The organism is Paenibacillus sp. SEL3, from assembly GCF_054602585.1.
In genome coordinates this window covers 3,542,531-3,559,528 of the sequence record NZ_CM137725.1, presented here as the reverse complement: position 1 = coordinate 3,559,528, position 16,998 = coordinate 3,542,531, and the positions used below count along the sequence as shown (strand labels likewise).

Annotated in this window: 20 protein-coding genes and 1 pseudogene; 7 read left to right on the top strand and 14 right to left on the bottom strand. The window is 44.0% G+C overall.

The window, feature by feature from the left end; all coding sequences use genetic code 11:
* Positions 1–248: 248 nt before the first annotated feature.
* From ACYCS5_RS16420 to ACYCS5_RS16405, 4 genes are read right to left on the bottom strand one after another with little or no spacing between them, the layout of a single operon-like run.
* The gene (locus tag ACYCS5_RS16420; RefSeq protein ID WP_165149212.1) at positions 249–734 is read right to left on the bottom strand and encodes a CcdC protein domain-containing protein; all 486 of its coding nucleotides are present in this window, start codon (positions 732–734) and stop codon (positions 249–251) included.
* Between the two features lie 40 nt (positions 735–774).
* Positions 775–1,542: an ABC-2 transporter permease gene (locus tag ACYCS5_RS16415; protein ID WP_029516853.1), complete on the bottom strand. Its 768-nt coding sequence runs from the start codon at positions 1,540–1,542 to the stop codon at positions 775–777.
* A complete protein-coding gene (locus ACYCS5_RS16410) occupies positions 1,539–2,252 on the bottom strand; it encodes an ABC transporter ATP-binding protein (protein WP_069010117.1) in 714 nt (237 codons plus the stop codon). Before ACYCS5_RS16410 ends, ACYCS5_RS16415 begins: the two co-directional genes overlap by 4 nt.
* Complete coding sequence (locus tag ACYCS5_RS16405; protein ID WP_029516855.1) at positions 2,249–2,662, bottom strand: GntR family transcriptional regulator; 414 nt, start codon at positions 2,660–2,662, stop codon at positions 2,249–2,251. Before ACYCS5_RS16405 ends, ACYCS5_RS16410 begins: the two co-directional genes overlap by 4 nt.
* Before the next feature lie 217 nt (positions 2,663–2,879).
* Between ACYCS5_RS16405 and ACYCS5_RS16400 the strand changes: the two genes are divergently transcribed.
* Entirely contained in the window at positions 2,880–3,449 is a 570-nt protein-coding gene (locus tag ACYCS5_RS16400; RefSeq protein WP_318628188.1) for a hypothetical protein, read from the top strand.
* 205 nt (positions 3,450–3,654) lie between these two features.
* Positions 3,655–4,200 carry a GNAT family N-acetyltransferase gene (locus tag ACYCS5_RS16395; RefSeq protein WP_340884096.1) on the top strand — a complete coding sequence of 182 codons (546 nt, stop codon included), beginning with the start codon at positions 3,655–3,657 and terminating at the stop codon, positions 4,198–4,200.
* Positions 4,201–4,250: 50 nt separating this feature from the next.
* Here ACYCS5_RS16395 and ACYCS5_RS16390 read toward each other — a convergent pair whose 3' ends face one another.
* Positions 4,251–4,583 (bottom strand): hypothetical protein, encoded by a 333-nt coding sequence (locus ACYCS5_RS16390; RefSeq protein WP_029516858.1) that lies wholly within the window; start codon positions 4,581–4,583, stop codon positions 4,251–4,253.
* 187 nt (positions 4,584–4,770) lie between these two features.
* On the opposite strand from ACYCS5_RS16390, the gene ACYCS5_RS16385 reads away from it, so the two are divergent.
* Positions 4,771–5,592 carry an alpha/beta fold hydrolase gene (locus ACYCS5_RS16385; RefSeq protein ID WP_459759795.1) on the top strand — a complete coding sequence of 274 codons (822 nt, stop codon included), beginning with the start codon at positions 4,771–4,773 and terminating at the stop codon, positions 5,590–5,592.
* A gap of 105 nt (positions 5,593–5,697) precedes the next feature.
* Here ACYCS5_RS16385 and ACYCS5_RS16380 read toward each other — a convergent pair whose 3' ends face one another.
* The 3 genes from ACYCS5_RS16380 to ACYCS5_RS16370 all read right to left on the bottom strand — a co-directional run bounded on the left by ACYCS5_RS16380 (position 5,698) and on the right by ACYCS5_RS16370 (position 9,067).
* A complete protein-coding gene (locus tag ACYCS5_RS16380) occupies positions 5,698–5,913 on the bottom strand; it encodes a cold-shock protein (protein ID WP_013308357.1) in 216 nt (71 codons plus the stop codon).
* 131 nt (positions 5,914–6,044) lie between these two features.
* Entirely contained in the window at positions 6,045–6,245 is a 201-nt protein-coding gene (locus ACYCS5_RS16375; RefSeq protein WP_007428290.1) for a cold-shock protein, read from the bottom strand.
* A gap of 386 nt (positions 6,246–6,631) precedes the next feature.
* Positions 6,632–9,067: a LamG-like jellyroll fold domain-containing protein gene (locus tag ACYCS5_RS16370; RefSeq protein ID WP_459759794.1), complete on the bottom strand. Its 2,436-nt coding sequence runs from the start codon at positions 9,065–9,067 to the stop codon at positions 6,632–6,634.
* A 430-nt stretch (positions 9,068–9,497) separates the two neighbouring features.
* Between ACYCS5_RS16370 and ACYCS5_RS16365 the strand changes: the two genes are divergently transcribed.
* Both ACYCS5_RS16365 and ACYCS5_RS16360 read left to right on the top strand, forming a co-directional pair.
* Positions 9,498–9,842 carry a DUF805 domain-containing protein gene (locus ACYCS5_RS16365; protein WP_029516861.1) on the top strand — a complete coding sequence of 115 codons (345 nt, stop codon included), beginning with the start codon at positions 9,498–9,500 and terminating at the stop codon, positions 9,840–9,842.
* Between the two features lie 317 nt (positions 9,843–10,159).
* Entirely contained in the window at positions 10,160–10,558 is a 399-nt protein-coding gene (locus tag ACYCS5_RS16360) for a hypothetical protein (RefSeq protein ID WP_029516862.1), read from the top strand.
* 128 nt (positions 10,559–10,686) lie between these two features.
* Here ACYCS5_RS16360 and pyk read toward each other — a convergent pair whose 3' ends face one another.
* Positions 10,687–12,102, bottom strand: coding sequence for a pyruvate kinase (gene pyk / locus ACYCS5_RS16355; RefSeq protein ID WP_029516863.1), 1,416 nt, complete (start codon positions 12,100–12,102; stop codon positions 10,687–10,689).
* A 179-nt stretch (positions 12,103–12,281) separates the two neighbouring features.
* Between pyk and ACYCS5_RS16350 the strand changes: the two genes are divergently transcribed.
* Positions 12,282–13,070: a helix-turn-helix domain-containing protein gene (locus ACYCS5_RS16350; RefSeq protein ID WP_029516864.1), complete on the top strand. Its 789-nt coding sequence runs from the start codon at positions 12,282–12,284 to the stop codon at positions 13,068–13,070.
* 141 nt (positions 13,071–13,211) lie between these two features.
* On the top strand, positions 13,212–13,400 hold the full coding sequence (locus ACYCS5_RS16345) for a hypothetical protein (protein ID WP_318628182.1): 189 nt from the start codon (positions 13,212–13,214) through the stop codon (positions 13,398–13,400).
* Between the two features lie 21 nt (positions 13,401–13,421).
* On the opposite strand, the gene ACYCS5_RS16340 is transcribed toward ACYCS5_RS16345, so the two are convergent.
* From ACYCS5_RS16340 to ACYCS5_RS16320, 5 genes and pseudogenes are all read right to left on the bottom strand, one after another.
* Positions 13,422–14,369 (bottom strand): NAD(P)-dependent oxidoreductase, encoded by a 948-nt coding sequence (locus ACYCS5_RS16340; RefSeq protein ID WP_165149222.1) that lies wholly within the window; start codon positions 14,367–14,369, stop codon positions 13,422–13,424.
* A gap of 101 nt (positions 14,370–14,470) precedes the next feature.
* Positions 14,471–14,737, bottom strand: a pseudogene (locus tag ACYCS5_RS16335) (transposase); the annotation flags it as partial.
* Positions 14,738–14,782: 45 nt separating this feature from the next.
* A complete protein-coding gene (locus ACYCS5_RS16330; RefSeq protein ID WP_029516867.1) occupies positions 14,783–15,013 on the bottom strand; it encodes a transposase in 231 nt (76 codons plus the stop codon).
* Positions 15,010–15,345: a hypothetical protein gene (locus ACYCS5_RS16325; protein ID WP_165149226.1), complete on the bottom strand. Its 336-nt coding sequence runs from the start codon at positions 15,343–15,345 to the stop codon at positions 15,010–15,012. The genes ACYCS5_RS16330 and ACYCS5_RS16325 overlap by 4 nt, the downstream gene beginning before the upstream one ends.
* A gap of 192 nt (positions 15,346–15,537) precedes the next feature.
* Entirely contained in the window at positions 15,538–16,956 is a 1,419-nt protein-coding gene (locus ACYCS5_RS16320; RefSeq protein WP_029516869.1) for a sucrose-specific PTS transporter subunit IIBC, read from the bottom strand.
* Positions 16,957–16,998: the final 42 nt, after the last annotated feature.

Below are 16,998 nucleotides of genomic sequence, written 5' to 3'. Positions count from 1 at the left end.
AGAAGCAACTTTTCCCCGCATACCTAACTTTAAACCCCATTTAAATCTTTTGAAACCTCAATACCCCCCCTTTCAAAATTTATATTTGTACTGCTACAATGCAAGCCACAAGCCTTAGAATAAAGGATATGGGGAGCAATAACAATGTGTGATAACTTGCTAATGCCGAAACTCAAAAAAGCGGCTCCTATCGGCAAGCGAATGAACGCTTTTTGAATAGTAAGCCGCTGTTAACCCCATTGCTATTGTTATACGGATAACGTTCTCCGAAACTTGATAAAGCTCCCGATTCGCCAGATCGAGATATACACCAACGCCATCGTAATTGCCAGCATGCTAATTTCGGACGTACCCAAACTACTAAGGTACTGGGTCAAAACAACGCGAATCAGGATAATAGCGATAATAATATATTTAAAATATGGGTTCGGCTTGGGATAAATAAGACCGTCAGACCGTCTTTCATACGCTGTATGCAGCAAAATAACATAGCCAAACAGAGCCCCTAATAGCCCGGCAGCCAGCAGTTCCCAAAAGGCGGGGGGCGCGTACGTTTGACCGGGAATATGCATTAATTGGTACACAGACATCATCATAAGCGGGAATACGATAAACAAGGGGAGGAGAATCCGTGTTCCGTTTCCCTTTATCGGCCCCCTTCGTCTCTTGGTTCTTAACCAGATCATCAGGCCCACCAGAACAGCTACCAATGCATATATGAATATCGTCGTCATGGTGTAACTCCTTCCTCATAGATCCTATAGATACGCTAGTCTAAATCGACAGCTTTTTGTCCAACAAATAAGCGTTCAAGCGGATTAATATATACGCAGCAATCCAACTGATCAACACCGCAACCGGGAAATGCCAGGTAAAAGAAAACCACTGTCCTGTCTGAGCATGATCAAACTGCTCATAAAGCCCATGATCGCCCGACCAATAAAAGACACTCCCGCCACCCATCAAAAGAATCCACAGTATCGGGCTAAGCGGCCGCAAGGTACTGTATTTGGTACTGGCAGTCAGAAGGCCCAGCGCAATAACAAAAGGTGTGAAAGCGATAATCATCACAAACCAGTTCAATCCAGCTACAATAAAGCACGCTGCATCCGCGAGCGTATAAGGCTGTATCGTTGATGAGATGAACAATGCGTACAGAGAACCCACCACAAACAGGAACAATATCACGACAATGGTTTGTAGAATTGCCGCAATCCATTTGGCGCTAATCAGCCACATGCGCGGATAGGGAAGGGTCAGCCACCATCCGTAGGTGTCATTTTCCCATTCTCGTCTCAAACTTCCCACACCCATGAAAATGATCATGTACGGCAAGCCCAGGGTCACATACCACAGCCTTGTCAATTCCAGTTGGTTGTGAAGCGCGAAGTACAAGGAAATAGCGAACGCCGCAATGAGAAATAGTGAGAAATACACAAGTCTCCACGATCTCGGTAGTCGATTGCGGCTCTGTTTTCTCCAGCTTCCTTTATTTCGAAATTCATGGCGTATTAAATCTTTGAACAGCCCTGATGAATTCACGCCTTCCACTCCTTTTTGTACAAATTGCGGAACACCTGATTCAGCGAGCCATGCTCTGCACGCAGATCATCCGAATCACCAGACCATAGGATCCGTCCGCGGCCCATCATGACCGTGTAGTCAAACAAGCCTTCCACTTCCTGAATATCATGCGTGCTAATGAGTATAGATTGCTGCCGACCCTCCAAATAATCAATAATCCCGGCCACAATCGCCTCTCTGGAGAGGACATCAATACCTGCGAACGGTTCATCCAGAATCATGAGTGGAACCTCACGTGCCAGACATAAAATCAGTAGCACACGCGCCTCCTGCCCGCGACTCAACCCGGCCATTTTCAACTCCAACTCCACGTCCATATGATCAGCAAGTTTATAGGCATCTTTTATATTGAAGCCAGGCAAAAAGGACTTCCCCCATTCCAGCGTCTGCTGAACTGTATGATTGGGGTACCAGCGTGCCCGGTCAGGAAGATAGGATATATCCCGGTTGGTTTCCCAACCAGGCTGTCGGCCCAACACCTGAAGCTCGCCCCCATCTGGCTGAATCAATCCAGTGATCGCTCGAAAGAAGCTGGACTTCCCACAGCCATTGGGTCCAAGCACGCCTACTATGCGTCCTGCCGGAATGACAACATCCAATTGATCCAACGCTTTTTTACTGCCATATTGCTTCACCAGATGATTCGCAACCACAACAGACTCCGTCATGCCTTATCGCCTCCTTCCTTCTCATTTCCGTCCTGTTTGCTTCGTATATACTGCTGAACATCTCCCCAGGATAGTCCCAGGCTGCTCATTTGTCCGAGAAACTGATCTATATACGTCATAGCCAGTTGTTCCCGAAAGCTGGCAATCCGCTCACTGGATGACGTAACATAAGTGCCTAGACCACGCCGTTTCTCAGTCAATCCGTCCCGCTCCAGCTCCTGATACGCTCGCATCACAGTATTCGGATTCATGCGTAATTCCTGCGCCAGATCACGAACAGACGGCATTTTGCTTCCCATTTCGATCTCCCCTTTAGCAATGGAGCTTCGTACTTGATTTAATATTTGTTCATATAATGGCTGGCTAAAATCAATTAAAAATCGGAACGAGCCAACCCGTTGCTCTTCCATGGGTGTTTCCCCCTAATCGGCTGCATCTATCGTGCCTGTAGTGTATTATATCACTTAATACACATAATACAAGTACTCTATTAGCTAAAATGTCAGTTAGTCACGCTCTCCAAATTCATTCAGTAAATGCTCAGCTTACACTCAGATAGCATTCAAGTTGATCCCTTATGATGTACCACGTACCAAACACCCCATTACTGAAAGGTGGAAAATGAAGATGAAGAGCACCAAAAAAGCAATTTTAGCTGGAACGATGGCGTTAGCATTTTTAGGAGGCGGAGCACTGTACTCCACAAGCGCAGCTCATGCTGCTTCCACTACACCTGAGAAGGCTCCCCTTGCAGACAAAGCACAGGCACCTAAGGGTAACCCAGGCGATGCTAACGGCCCTAAAATCGCAGGAGGAAACTATGCTGAGAACAAAGCTCTCCTGAAATTATTAAAATTATCCTCCAGTCAATTGGATACACAGCTGAAAGCAGGTAAATCCCTTGCTACAATCGCCAAAGCACAAGGCGTAAGTGTAAATTCTGTTATTGATGTGATGGTTTCGAATATGAAAGCGAAACTGGCTACGGAAAAACAAAACGGCAAGATTACGGCAACTGAATATAACCAACGCGTCTCTAATCTAAAACAAATGATGACAGATATGGTGAATGGCGTGAAACCATCCAAGCCACCAGTAGATGGCGGTAAAGCGGATGCAGGTAAAACTCCTGCTCAAGGAGATGCCAAGGCTCCTGCTAAAACCAATACAGCTAAAGCCTCTACTAAGCAGAAATAGCTACAGCTCCCGTTTGGGCACATCCACTCATGTATAATAAATCTCCGTCCGGCTTCCCTGTACGGATAGAGACGACAATAAGCCTGTCCCCTGCTGCGATACAACAGAAGGAGACATGCTTATTTATCATGTAAATAAGATAATATGGTAGACTAACATGATCCAGAATTCATTTTTCACTCTAATCCATAAAAAGGAGAACCTAATGAAAATAAATCAACAGGAATTTGATGTGCAAGGAATGTGCTATACGATCAGATCAGCCATGATTCAAGATGCGAAGAATTTGTCTGAAATCCGTTTGCTGATTGATGGAGAAACTGAAAATTTAGACAGAGAGAAGGGAGAAGCATTTATAAGTACATCCGGTTTTGAACAGCTCATCGAAACGGATACAGAGAATAACAGAAACCTATTTTTAGTTGCAGTAGTTCATGATAAAATCGTCGGATTTTCAAGATGTGAGGGCCATGTTCTGAGCAGATTCTCTCATAAAGTTGATTTCGGCGTATGTGTACTAAAGGATTTTTGGAGTTACGGGATCGGGACGAATCTTTTAAAAAAATCTATTTCCTGGGCTGAATCCAATGGCATCAAGAAAATGACTCTACAAGTTTTGGAAACGAATGATAAAGCCATTGAGCTTTATAAAAAACATGGTTTTGAAATCGAAGGGTTATTAAAAAACGATAAGGTTCTTTCAGATGGCAAATACTACAACACCATTATCATGGGGAGATTTCATAAATAAAAAAAGACCCTGTTCAACAGGATCTTTCATCTTCGTATCAATCACTTACCCTAGTAGCGATAATCATCATAAGGATTGCGATTACGATACTGATCACGCGGCTGCTGAGCTGCGGTAATCATCAAAAATATGCCTGAGAGCAAATGCATCAACCAGCCCACAATCGGAATCCATCCAATAACCGAGGTCACGATCCCTAAAATAGATCCATAATAAGACTCTCTATTCGTCACCGATAGTACCAACGTAACAATGTGGAAAATCAGCATAAAGAACAATATAGTATACGCGGAATTTACGACGAGCAGCCCGCCCAAAACGGGAATAGCTAAAAATAGCTCCAATCCGCCTGTAATCCATTTTAATGTTTTTGATGGTGTCATTGTTCCACTCTCCCGATGCTGTTTCATTCCATAATTATATCCTATCCCTATACAGGATGACATACATTTTTTAACATACTATATGCTTATATCGTGACAGTCCCATCCCTTTCTCGAATGAGCTAAGCCCTGGCTACATATATGTGAGAGAGAACGAAATTCCGTGATTTCTAAAGGGGTGAACACGATGGGATATTATATTGAGGTAGGACGCGGCGTGAAGCTGTATGTCGAGGATATTGGAGAAGGCATCCCTGTTCTGATGGTGCACGGCTGGCCGCTGGATCACCGAATGTACGAATACCAGGCCGCCTTGCTGCCTGCTTACGGGTATCGCTGTATTCAGATCGACCTTAGGGGGTTCGGCAAGTCTGATCGACCATGGCATGGATACAATTATGATCGATTGGCAGACGATCTGCTGGCTGTGATGCAGGCACTTCAGTTAAATCAGGTACGGCTGATCGGGTTTTCCATGGGGGGAGCTGTGGTTACACGCTACATGAGCAGACACCGGGGATTTGGCGTCAGTCAGTTGATCCTGATCGGAGCAGCTACGCCTCGATTCACCCCAACCAGCGACTTTCCTTATGGTACTCCTGTCACAGAGGTAGATAAACTCATCAAACAAGCCTATACAGATCGTCCACAACTGGTAACTTCTTTTGGCGAAATGTTGTTTGCTAATCCCGTCAGCCAGAGCTTACGCGACTGGTTACGTGACCAGGGCTTTGCGGCAACAGTTCATAGCATGGCTTGTACTTTGTACTCACTACGTGACTCTGATTTGCGCCCTGATTTGCCATGTATACACGTGCCCACCTGGATTCTACACGGCAAGCTGGATCGGGTCTGTCCTTTCCCCCTGGCTGTCCAAACTCAAAAAGGAATTGCCGGATCTAGACTTATTCCTTTCGAACGAAGCGGCCACGGTGTGTTTTACGAAGCGCTACCCGAATTTAACTCTATCTTACTGAGCATACTAGCCCCATCCTCCGCACATAATTGAAAACCTGTTCATCCTTATGTATAATTTATATTTATAAAAAACAAAAAAGACGCCTCAGCGCCGTTAATGGCTATGGGGCATCTTTCACTACAAACATTTATCCGCTTAGGATTGTTTGGTATGGTTGAAGCTCGTATTATTTAAAACAGCCAGCTTTTTCTCGCCCTTCACCATGGCAGAACCGCAAATGGGGCATGTCGGCTCGACAGAAAAAGCGAAGTTATCTCGCATCCAGCCGTTACATGTATCGCTGGCGCAATTCCAGACAGTTGTAATTTCCTCAGGAATCTCATCCATTGGCTTTTTCCGTGAATTGTACATAAACATCCCTCTTTCTTCATGATTTATAAAGCGATAAGATGTAATCAGTTCAAAAACGGTCTTATGAACAGATAAAAACAAATGCCCCAAACGCTATGTTCGGGGCATCTGAAGTAGGCTGTAATTTAAAATTACAGTTTTACAACGTTCTCAGCTTGTGGTCCACGGTTTCCTTCAACTACGTTGAATTCTACGCGTTGGCCTTCGTCCAAAGATTTGAAACCTTCGCCTTGGATTGCGGAGAAATGTACGAATACGTCGCTTCCACCTTCAACCTCGATGAAACCGAAACCTTTTTCTGCGTTAAACCATTTAACTGTACCTGTTTGCATGGAATTACCTCCAAAATGTATTTATATGACCTTTATTTTTTACAAATAAAAATTCACATATTGCACAAGGTTATTTCAACCTAAAACAATAGCCCTCTACAATATGCGAATCTCAGGTCACAATCTCAATATACTCATATTACCATAAGTGTATTGAAAACGCAAGCACTGGTGAATTTAATTTATGCAGAGTGCTTATGTTCTCTATTGCTGCTTCAAAGCTGTGTTCATTCGGCGGGAGCGAGTCATTAACGCCTACTTAAAACATTATATCCGCAGTTGCTACCTATTATACCAGCAATCAAGAAATAAATATACAAAACATTGCGCAGGAGACGAACTTCTTAATAAAAGCCCATCTCCTGCGTTTATTTGCTTATTTTGAACTACAATTCTGCCAGTGCTTTAATTTCCTCTGCTGTCAGCGCTTTGTTATACAATTGAACTTCATCCAGGCTGCCATTGAAGTAAGCATCGGCGGCAAAGCGGCTTTTGCCGAGATAAGCCTCGCTCGTCAGCAACTCATTGGGATTAAAGGTAATACCGTCATTAACAGCTACTTCCTCACCATTTACATACAATTTCCCTGTATTCCCTTCCAGTGTAACCGCTACATGTGTCCACTGGTTTAGCGGTAATGATGATTTGGAAAGCAAGCTTTGATCCGTACCTTCATGGATTGTAAACTGGAGTACACCGCTACCTTGGGAAGGGGTAAGAAACATATGCCGGGCTTGGCCGTTGCCGAAGTCAAAAATCCGTTGCCAAGCTGCACCGCCCTTCCAGTTCACCCAAGCGGAAAAGGTAAAATCCTTCGCATCTGTTACTGTATTTGGTAGTTGCACGTAACCATCCTTACCGTTTAGGACAAGCGCACCGCCAAGCTTCCCGTCTTTATCCCATGCACCACCACCATAGGTCTTACCATCAAATTGATTGTATGTGCTGTCGACAACCGTAGTTCCTTGATCTTCACTCCACGAATAGCGTGCGAGCTGAGGACCTTGGGCCTGCCCGGGAACAATGGCTGTAAAGCTTTTCTTAGCGGTGGCTTTGTCCTTTTTAATGGTCGCCGTCAATGTAACTGTTACAGGCTGAGAACCGGCTTCTGGACGGTATACATCACCTGTCACAGAAATATTCTCCGGGTGGGTGGACTCCCATGAAATAGTGGTATCTTGTGCTGCTTGAGTAGGTAGCGTCAGATTATAAAGAACATTGCTCGTATCGCCCAGACTAAGGTCCTTCTGCACAGCAGTTACAATCTTGCTGGCCTTCAGGTCAGGCTTTAGCGAACCCCATACCGCAACACCCTTGGAGGACAACGCGGTAAAAGCAAGCGTCTTGGCACCTGTGTCTGGATCACGGTGCCGCAGGAATACACCTTTGTACTTCGTGCCCTCTGCTGTAATTTCCAACTGATTGTCTGCCCCCAACTTCCATGTACCGTTCACTCCACCAGACAGTTTGCCACCGCGATCCAGATTGACGATAACAGCTTGCTTAATATTTGCCGAAATTTCCTTTCCATGATTTACATACGAGTATTGACCGAGGACATCCTTTTCTGACAGCCTTTTCAGTGAATCCTCATCTCCCGAATAACGATAAGGAGCAACCACAGGCCAACCGTCAGCGTTCATGAACATTTCATGTACCCGCACTTCAAACTGTTCGCCTCTCCCAGGGAAACGTGAATGAAAAATGACAAAATGCTTTTTCGTCTTGGGATCATAATAAGCCGAGTTGTGTCCGGGCGACACATAGCCTGCACCCAGTCCTGTACCCGGATCACCAATTTCTCTTGGAATCAGGTAATTACCTATCAGTTTGACACCGTATGGTTCAATGGAGGCGTCATCAAAAAGTGGTTTGTCCGGATTCGCCTTGACCTTGATCATATCGTTGCCTTCAGCATCGTAGAAAGGACCATCCGGTGTTTTGGACCGAGCCACCCGCAGGTTGTATCCGCCATCCGCTGACAATCCACCATACGATAGGAACAAGTAATAGTAGTCCGTTTGCGGACTGTATTGTATGTACGGCCCTTCCATACGAGCATGGTTGCCGCCTGTCAGCTTTTTCCCGTAGCCTTGACCTGGGAGCGGCTTCCCTGTTTTTTCATCCATCTGCATAATGAAGATGCCTCCTGAGTAGGAGCCATATACCATCCACAGCTTGCCGTTCTTATCGTAAAAGGTGTCCGGGTCCACGGCGTTCGGATGCTTGGTTGCGTCATAGATCGTCCCATCCTCACTCGGTTGGTCCCACATACCGGATTTTAGAAAAATCCCTTTATTCTTATACGGCCCTTCAATTTTATCAGCAACTGCTAGGCCCATTGCTGAACGAGGGGAGTCACCTTTACAAGCGTTATAATACATATAGAACTTGCCATCTGTCAGTTGAATGACATCAGCTGCCCACAGCGTGTCTGTCTGCGCCCAATCCAGTGCTTCCTTTAATTCTTCTTTAACGTTGGGAATTAATGCATTACCATTCGCCACTCCTGTAGCAATCGTATCCCAATTCATGAGGTCTTTGGACTTGGCAGCCGCCAGATGGGAGCCAAAAATGTAAAATGTGTCTTTCACTTTCAGGATGGATGGATCATGTACGGAAGTCTCCTTGAAGGAAACGACCTTTTTACTTTGGATTGAAAGGTTCCCCATATCTTGAGCTTGAAGGGAGGTTTGACCCACACTTTGAGCCTCAACTGTATCTAAATTGAGTGTTTGCTCGGCGCCTACCAAAGAAGCAGGCAACAACAGCGCACCTGCGAGTGAAGCTGCCGTTACTTTACGAACAAATAAATGCTTCATAAATTAATCTCCTCTCGTTTTGAACATCCCTGATAACATAAAACAATTTTGGGAAAGCGGTCAGGATTATGTTTGTATTAACTTCTTCGCCCTCGAATTTAAAGTTACTTATCCCTCCTGTCCAAGTTAAAGCGCTTTCAATAGATTTGAAAAATAAAAGCACCTTCTGTTAAGAAGGCCTATTCAAACCTGACGGTTAACCGTACCTCTATATTATTCAATGGATATGGAAAATTCAATATGTAATTTTATATTTTTATAAATTATTCACTGTATTATTAATTATAATAAATGTATTGCTTTAATTCCTAGTTTAAAGTTATAATTTGACAAGTAAAATTCTATATGTTACCTGCCGATATATTTAAAAACAACTGTTTTATGATGATCACAATACAAATATTTACATTTTATGAGGAGGTGAAAATATATGCAATGGTATTTAAATGGATTAAAAAACTATGTAGGATTCCAAGGTAGAGCAAGACGTACAGAGTATTGGATGTTTGTACTATTTAGTGCAATCGCTAGCTTTGTAGTCAGCCTGATCGATAGTCTTGTAGGCTTATCACCGGTATTGACTTTGATTTATTCTCTTGCTGTCCTGTTGCCATCCTTGGCCGTTATGGCCCGTAGACTGCATGACACAGGTAGAAGCGGATGGTGGATTCTAATCAGTCTGATCCCTCTCGTAGGGTCAATTATTTTGATTGTATTCTTCTGCCAAGACAGTCAGCCTAGCGATAATAAGTATGGAAAAAACCCTAAATTGTAATGGTTGTAGATGTCTAAAACCTCTTTCACTTTTGTGAAGGAGGTTTTTTTCATATCCGGCAGAATCCAAAGGGTAAATTACTTCCATTATTCACATCCATGAATTTTTTTAGCTTTACCTGTTTACATTCTCCTCTTTTAGTTTATTTTAAACGAGTATTAAGCTGGCACTAAGATTGGGTGTGTATGATGTATATTAGAATCTGGTAACTACATAAGCCGGATCGGCTAAAGGCATAAACATTACTCCCGTTGGATATCCATATAAGGCTCCACTCTGTCAGAAATTGAATGAAACACAAAGGAGATTTTACACTTATGAATCGAAAACGAATGTTGGTCATCTGTACACTGTTGCTGGCGTTGTCTATTGGGCAATCTTCTACTTGGGGAAGTCGGGCTAATGCTGCTACACTGGCTCCAGAGAGAGCCCCTCAGGTACAGGATAATGAAGCTTCCAAGGATGATGAACTGTTGAAAACATTGGGCGCATCCTCGGATGAGCAATTATATGAAGCGTTGTATAACGGTCAAACCTTGGCAGATATTGCACACACCAATAATCAGGATGCACAGGCTGTCGTTGATTTACAAGTAGCTCAGTTAACGGAGCAGTTGGATCAACGACTGGCTAATAAGAGCATTACGCCTGAGCAATATCAAGCCCATAAAGCAGAATTGACACAGGTCGTTGCTAAAAGTGTGTTCGGGCTGTAAGTCAGTGACGTACGTGGCCAGCTATACGCCGTAGTTCATGACACCCTCAGAGGTGCTTCTTAATTCATGTCAAAAAGGCGCTCCCCCGACGGGATGGCGCCTTTTTGCTGTCTATATTTTGTTGTAAATTACACTTGGTATACTCGGATCAAGTTAGTGGTGCCCGCCTCAGCGACTGGAACACCCGCCGACAGGACTACAGTGTCACCTTTATGGATATATCCTGCATTCAGAGCGTTACGGATGGAGGATTCGAACATTTCATCCGTTGTAGCTACTTTATCCCCTTTGATCGGGAACACACCGGATAACAGGCAAATTTTAGCGAATACCGTATTATTCGGAGTAACCGCAATAATAGGCGCCTTCGGACGATATTTGGATACCATACGTGCCGTGAATCCACTGGCAGTTGAGGTAATAATCGCTTTGGCATCCAGCTCCAGAGACGAACTTACCGCACCCTGACTAATCACTTCGGTAATGTTGGTGCTCTGACGTGCTCTGCGCTTATCGAACTGCTCCTGATAATCCAATTGTGATTCTGCACTGGCAGCTACCGCAGCCATGGTCCGTACAGACTCGACAGGATATTTACCTGCAGCAGATTCACCTGACAGCATAACAACATCGGCTCCTTGCATAACGGCATTAAACACGTCACTAACTTCAGCTCTCGTCGGACGCGGGTTCACCTGCATGGATTCCAGCATGTGGGTAGCTACGATAACGGGCTTGCCGACCAGATTACACTTGTCGATCATTTCTTTTTGCATCACAGGCACATCTTGAATCGGCACCTCGACGCCCAGATCGCCACGGGCTACCATAATGCCATCGGAAGCTTCGATAATATCATCCAGGTTTTCCATGCCTTCAGCATTTTCAATTTTGGAATAAATTTGGACATGCTCCGCATGATGGCCCTTCAAAATCTCACGGATTTCGCGGATATCGTCGCCTTTACGCACAAAAGAAGCCGCAATAAGCTCAACGCGCTGCTCCACCCCAAATTGGATGTGTCTCACATCTCGCTCCGTCACGCCTGGAAGGGTTGTATGAATCCCTGGCAAGTTTACACCTTTTCTCGGCTTCAAAATACCGCCGCTTACAATATTACAAATCATTTCCGTACCTTCGATGGAGGTTACAGTCAGATCAACCAAACCGTCGTCAATGAGAATGCGGTCGCCTGGTTTGATGTCCTTCGGCATATCCGGGTAATTCACTGAAATACGATGCTCGTCCCCTAGAATCTCTTCTGTGGTCAGAATGAGCTGGCTACCTGGCTTCAGCAGACAAGATGCCTCTCTCAGCTTGCCAATCCGTATTTCCGGTCCTTTAATATCCATCATGACAGGGATAAAGGTATTCATTTCCTTCGCAGCCTGACGCACATTTTCGATACGTTTAACGTGATCTTCCAGCTCACCGTGAGCCATATTCAAGCGGGCTACAGTCATACCAGCCTGGATCATTTCTTTTAACAAATGAATGGAGTCACAGGCAGGTCCCATAGTACAAATAATTTTCGTTTTAAGCATAGTAATGTCATCCTCCTGAATGTCTTTACTGTATGGTTTTCTATTCCACTTTGCTTCTCTATCTACATTAAACTTATATGGCTCTATTCTACCTGTACCCGTGCACCAAGACTATGAACTATAGTATGATGAATGTACTACAGTATAATGAATGTTGAAGACATCGGGGAGTGAGTTTCGTGATTACATTGGTAGATATACGGCAGGACAACGGAGTGGACTGGTATGAAAAGGCTAGTGCAAATAGCGACAACGATGACTTACTGTTCATTTTGGTCACCTTTGGCAAATGTGTATATTGGGTGAACGATTGCAAATTCATTCTCGGTAAAGGTGAAACACTGCTTTTACCCAGTCATCTGGATTACTATGGCAAGAGCATTCCTACGCTTTTTCATACCAAGTATGTGATACATTGCCGCAAAACATGTACGAACAGCACACTTCCCATCCTGAATACTGACAAGCCGTTGTTGATCAAGCCCGGATGCTACGACATGCTGCATGAACGGATCAAATCGATGTACTATCAATGGACTGAACACCCAAGCTACTACACCATGATGGCTGACTGTCTGCTGACCGAGGCCATGATATATATGAATCAGGAATGGGACAAAGGCGCCATTTCTTGCGATCGAGAGCGACATGTGGAACATATGAAACAGTATATCCAGAACCACTACCGGGAAAAGGTAACCAAGGAGGAGCTTGGCGACGCCATCCGTAAAACCCCCAATTATGCCGCGACGCTGCTGCGTGAGGTAACACGCCAAACGATCAGTGAGCATGTACATACGCAACGTATTAAAACCGCCATCTATATGCTGACCGAGTCCCGGCTAACGATTCGTGAAATTTCGGAGTATGTGGGATATAGTGATGTGTCCTATTTCCATCGAATCTTCAAACGGTTAACAGGCTGCTCACCGTCCGAATTTCTGGATGAACGTTCCTCCATCGTTTAGAACTACAGAAATAGGATTATGGGAAGATGATACGAAGCAATTTTGAATTTGAAGCTAGGGTGTGTACGCAAACTGTGAAGCCGTCCTCTGGGTTGCCCGTACCGGTGCTTCATGGCATTATTTACCCGATTATAATGGCCCTTGGTCTTCAGCCTACAGCTTTTTCTGGCGTTCGTGGTTGATGCACTGGCGAATCTGCTCCGCTTTGAGTTGACACCGGGACAGGCAGATGATTCGGTAATGGATTCCGAGCAAGGAGACCGGAGGAGGAAGCGGGCGTATGACCAGGACACGTATAAAGAGCGGCCAATTGATGAACTGCTTTTTTAATAAAATGAAAAATTATCAGAACTATAACACCTGATTAAGCTTGCTTTCGGGTTCTTCACCGTTTTTTATATGCTTTATATTATTCACAAAGAAATCATATCTTTTTTTATGCAACTTGACGCCATCTGGCATGCCAGCAGTATGGGGAGTAAGTATGACATTACTCAGATCCCTTAGTTCACTGTCAATTGAAAGCGGTTCAGATTCAAACACATCCAAGCATGCTCCTGAAATTTCTTTATCTTTTAAAGCAGCTATTAAGTCATTTTCATTGACAATCCCACCGCGAGCCGTATTGATAAAAAGTGCGGTATTCTTCATCTTTTTGAATACTCCTTTATCAATCAGTTGTTTGGTTTGCGGATTCAGTGACGTATGTACAGTGACTATATCTGATACGCTTACAAGATTATCGAAATCCGTCATTTTTACAAAGCTGTCAGGTTGTACAACGGCATGTCTAGCATTAACCAGCACATCCATATCAAAAACCCTGCAAAACTCAGCTACTTTTTTACCGACAGCACCAAAGCCGATAATTCCTATCGTTTTACCTTTTAATTCACTTCCTGTATAATCCAACTGTTTTTCATCTGTTCTGGTTTTCATGAATCTATCAAGGTAGGGTATGTTTTTATAATAAGACAACATCAGCGCCATTACATGCTCGGCCACTGCCTGCGCATTCACTCCTGCAGCATTAGCTACCCAAATACCTAGTTGCGTGCAGGCATCAATATCTACATTATCATACCCTGCACCCGTCTGTACCAGCTTCAATTTTTTTGCCATGGAAAGTAAGTCGCGATCCACTTTGATATGTTCAGGTATGATTACCTGACTGTCTCCAATATGATGCAGCATTTCTTTTCCCGGCGGCACAATTACAATGTCCCAGTCATTAGGAAAATATTTTTTAATATTTGATTTTGAAATTTGTGTAAAATAGCCTACTATAAGAATTTTCATTGTCAAGCCACCTCCAATTTCTTTATTTTTACAATAATATGTTTATTGATATTTGTAAAATTGATCGTTTATATAAATTCTACATAGACTGAATTTTTGAATTACATTCGTATTCCCAAGCGATCAATGACCTCCAACGATTTGTCATTGACGCGTTTCATGAAGGCTGCGACATTGATTCGAATATGATAAAACTTCTTGTAAAATACGTTGTGAACGACATCGCTCTTTAGCCACTTCCATAAACCTTCAATCAGGTCAAGGTCAGGCGAGTACTTCGGCAGAAAAACAAATTGTAATCGGTGATGCTGCTTCAAGAAATCTTGCACTTGGGCTGCATGATGAATGCGGCCGTTATCCAGGATCATCCACAATATCGACCTAATTAGATTGATTAGAGCCTATACGCAAACCTATTTGAGCCACATCCTTATCGAAATCAACGCCAAAAAAGCCTTGAACATGCTCGCTGTCTTGTCATAGCGAGTTGCCCAGCGCCGATACTGTTTCACTCGATTAAAAAAGATTTCGATTAAATGCCGTTCTTTATACGTATCCTTGTCGTATTGAATGACGGTTATAACCCCTCCGATAAGAACAGTTAGACCTAAGACAACAACACTTGTTCTTAATCGCTTGTTCACACGCACACACCTCCCTTCTCAAAAGATGTATTACGTATTTTAGAAAATATTAGTATTATAACGAGTTCATAAAAAACATAATAATCGTGGTTAAGTACCATTACCTGATATTCTCCAAAACCTGAAGCTTTAATTTGAAAATTCCTATTTTCATCTGTATATCTTCCATAAACGGCAAAAACCTCTTTTTCAACAGCAATTGATTCTATGGGTTTCGCATTTTTGATAACTACGTTATATTCTTCAGGCGTCAAACCGCTCAATAATGAATTCGAATTAGCAATTGAAGAATATGGTGGGAAGTCCATTTCATTGAGATGCTCTGAAACCATTGCGTTATGAGCCGATTGTTGGCCAAAGCCAAATTACGTATCCGGATACGTAATGATAAAGTCTATAAAAAACGGTCTCCCCACCTGGAAGCTTCTCTAGCATCCCTTTTCAACAAGGGCCTAGAGCGCTCCAAAGTAGGGCGACCGTTATAGTTCATTTATATGCGAATCTGTGCTTATTCCGAAATCATATTAAGTTGAAGAACCCGCTGTTTTGACCTCTTCCAGCATTTTATCGTTATAGCCAAACATCCAGGTCAGGACAAAGGCTACAACCATAGCAGCCAAGTTCGCCAAAATGTAAAGCGGAAGCTGATGGTTCATGTAGAGCAACGTGCCTGGAATGACTGTAACTGCCATACCTGTAGCCGCCAAATGGAAGAGTGAAGCGATAAAACCGCCAACCGCACCACCGATAAGCCCCATGACAAAAGGCTTCATGTATCTCAGGTTGACCCCGAAAATAGCCGGTTCCGTAATCCCCAGAAAAGCAGACAACGAGGAAGGAAGTGCTAACGCTTTTAGCTTGCTATTCTTCGTTTTCAGTCCAACCGCCAGACAGGCAGCACCTTGAGCAGCCATAGCGCAGGTAATGATGGCGTTAAAGGCGTTCGCGCCGTTCTTTTCAAGCAGTTGAATCTCCAAGAAATTAAAGATATGATGCACACCTGTAACAACGATAATCTGATGCAAGAAACCGATGACAATCCCTGCAATACCGAAAGGCAAATCCAGCACAAACGTTGTTCCGTGCAGCACCCATTCTTCGAGTGAATGGAAAATCGGACCGATGGCAAACAATCCCAAAGTGATCATGATCAACAGTGTTAAAAACGGTGTGAGAATCAAATCTAGCGCTTCAGGCACCCGTTTGCGCAGCGCCCGCTCCAGCTTGGCTCCGATCAAGCCCACGAAGAAAGCTGGCAATACCGAGCCTTGATAGCCCACCACAGGAATGAATCCGAACATCGTCAACGGGTGGGCTGAACCGTCCGCAACACTATAAGCGTTGGGCAAGGCTGGATTTACCAGCATCAGACCGAGAACGATACCCAGCACTGGACTACCACCGAATACTCTAAAGGCTGACCATGCGACTAACGCTGGCAGAAAAGCAAAGGCCGTATCTGTTAATACTTGTGTGTACAATAGAAAATTGGGTGAAATGTCCTGTGGCGTCATGCCAAGTAGAGCGAGAATTTGCGGCTGAGTGAGCAAGCCACGTAGCCCCATGAACAGCCCTGTAGCGACCAGCACAGGAATAATCGGTACAAACACATCACCAAAGGTACGGATGGAGCGCTGGAAGACGTTCCCTTCCTTTTTCGCCTGACTCTTCACCTCTTCTTTAGATGAACCAGTCACGCCAAGCTTTTCGACCTCTTCGAAAATTCGATTTACCGTACCTGTACCAAAAATAATCTGATATTGCCCGGAATTGAAGAAAGCACCCTTGACCTTGTCGATCTCCTCAACTTTTTTCTGATCAATTTTCTCCTTGTCATGCACCATAATCCGCAAGCGCGTCGCGCAATGAGCAAAAGATGCAATATTTTCTTGCCCACCGATTGCCTGGATCACTTCTTTAGCTATTTCTCTGTTCTCCGCCATGATGTTCATCCTCTCGTTGATTCCGTTATGTTTGATGATTAA

Bases quoted from the DNA above. Each gene is read 5' to 3' on its own strand.
- ACYCS5_RS16420 (WP_165149212.1), bottom strand. From the start codon at position 734: ATGACGACGATATTCATATATGCATTGGTAGCTGTTCTGGTGGGCCTG.
- ACYCS5_RS16410 (WP_069010117.1), bottom strand. From the start codon at position 2,252: ATGACGGAGTCTGTTGTGGTTGCGAATCATCTGGTGAAGCAATATGGC.
- ACYCS5_RS16405 (WP_029516855.1), bottom strand. From the start codon at position 2,662: ATGGAAGAGCAACGGGTTGGCTCGTTCCGATTTTTAATTGATTTTAGC.
- ACYCS5_RS16400 (WP_318628188.1), top strand. From the start codon at position 2,880: ATGAAGAGCACCAAAAAAGCAATTTTAGCTGGAACGATGGCGTTAGCA.
- ACYCS5_RS16395 (WP_340884096.1), top strand. From the start codon at position 3,655: ATGAAAATAAATCAACAGGAATTTGATGTGCAAGGAATGTGCTATACG.
- ACYCS5_RS16390 (WP_029516858.1), bottom strand. From the start codon at position 4,583: ATGACACCATCAAAAACATTAAAATGGATTACAGGCGGATTGGAGCTA.
- ACYCS5_RS16385 (WP_459759795.1), top strand. From the start codon at position 4,771: ATGGGATATTATATTGAGGTAGGACGCGGCGTGAAGCTGTATGTCGAG.
- ACYCS5_RS16380 (WP_013308357.1), bottom strand. From the start codon at position 5,913: ATGTACAATTCACGGAAAAAGCCAATGGATGAGATTCCTGAGGAAATT.
- ACYCS5_RS16375 (WP_007428290.1), bottom strand. From the start codon at position 6,245: ATGCAAACAGGTACAGTTAAATGGTTTAACGCAGAAAAAGGTTTCGGT.
- ACYCS5_RS16370 (WP_459759794.1), bottom strand. From the start codon at position 9,067: ATGAAGCATTTATTTGTTCGTAAAGTAACGGCAGCTTCACTCGCAGGT.
- ACYCS5_RS16365 (WP_029516861.1), top strand. From the start codon at position 9,498: ATGCAATGGTATTTAAATGGATTAAAAAACTATGTAGGATTCCAAGGT.
- ACYCS5_RS16360 (WP_029516862.1), top strand. From the start codon at position 10,160: ATGAATCGAAAACGAATGTTGGTCATCTGTACACTGTTGCTGGCGTTG.
- pyk (WP_029516863.1), bottom strand. From the start codon at position 12,102: ATGCTTAAAACGAAAATTATTTGTACTATGGGACCTGCCTGTGACTCC.
- ACYCS5_RS16340 (WP_165149222.1), bottom strand. From the start codon at position 14,369: ATGAAAATTCTTATAGTAGGCTATTTTACACAAATTTCAAAATCAAAT.
- ACYCS5_RS16325 (WP_165149226.1), bottom strand. From the start codon at position 15,345: ATGGTTTCAGAGCATCTCAATGAAATGGACTTCCCACCATATTCTTCA.
- ACYCS5_RS16320 (WP_029516869.1), bottom strand. From the start codon at position 16,956: ATGGCGGAGAACAGAGAAATAGCTAAAGAAGTGATCCAGGCAATCGGT.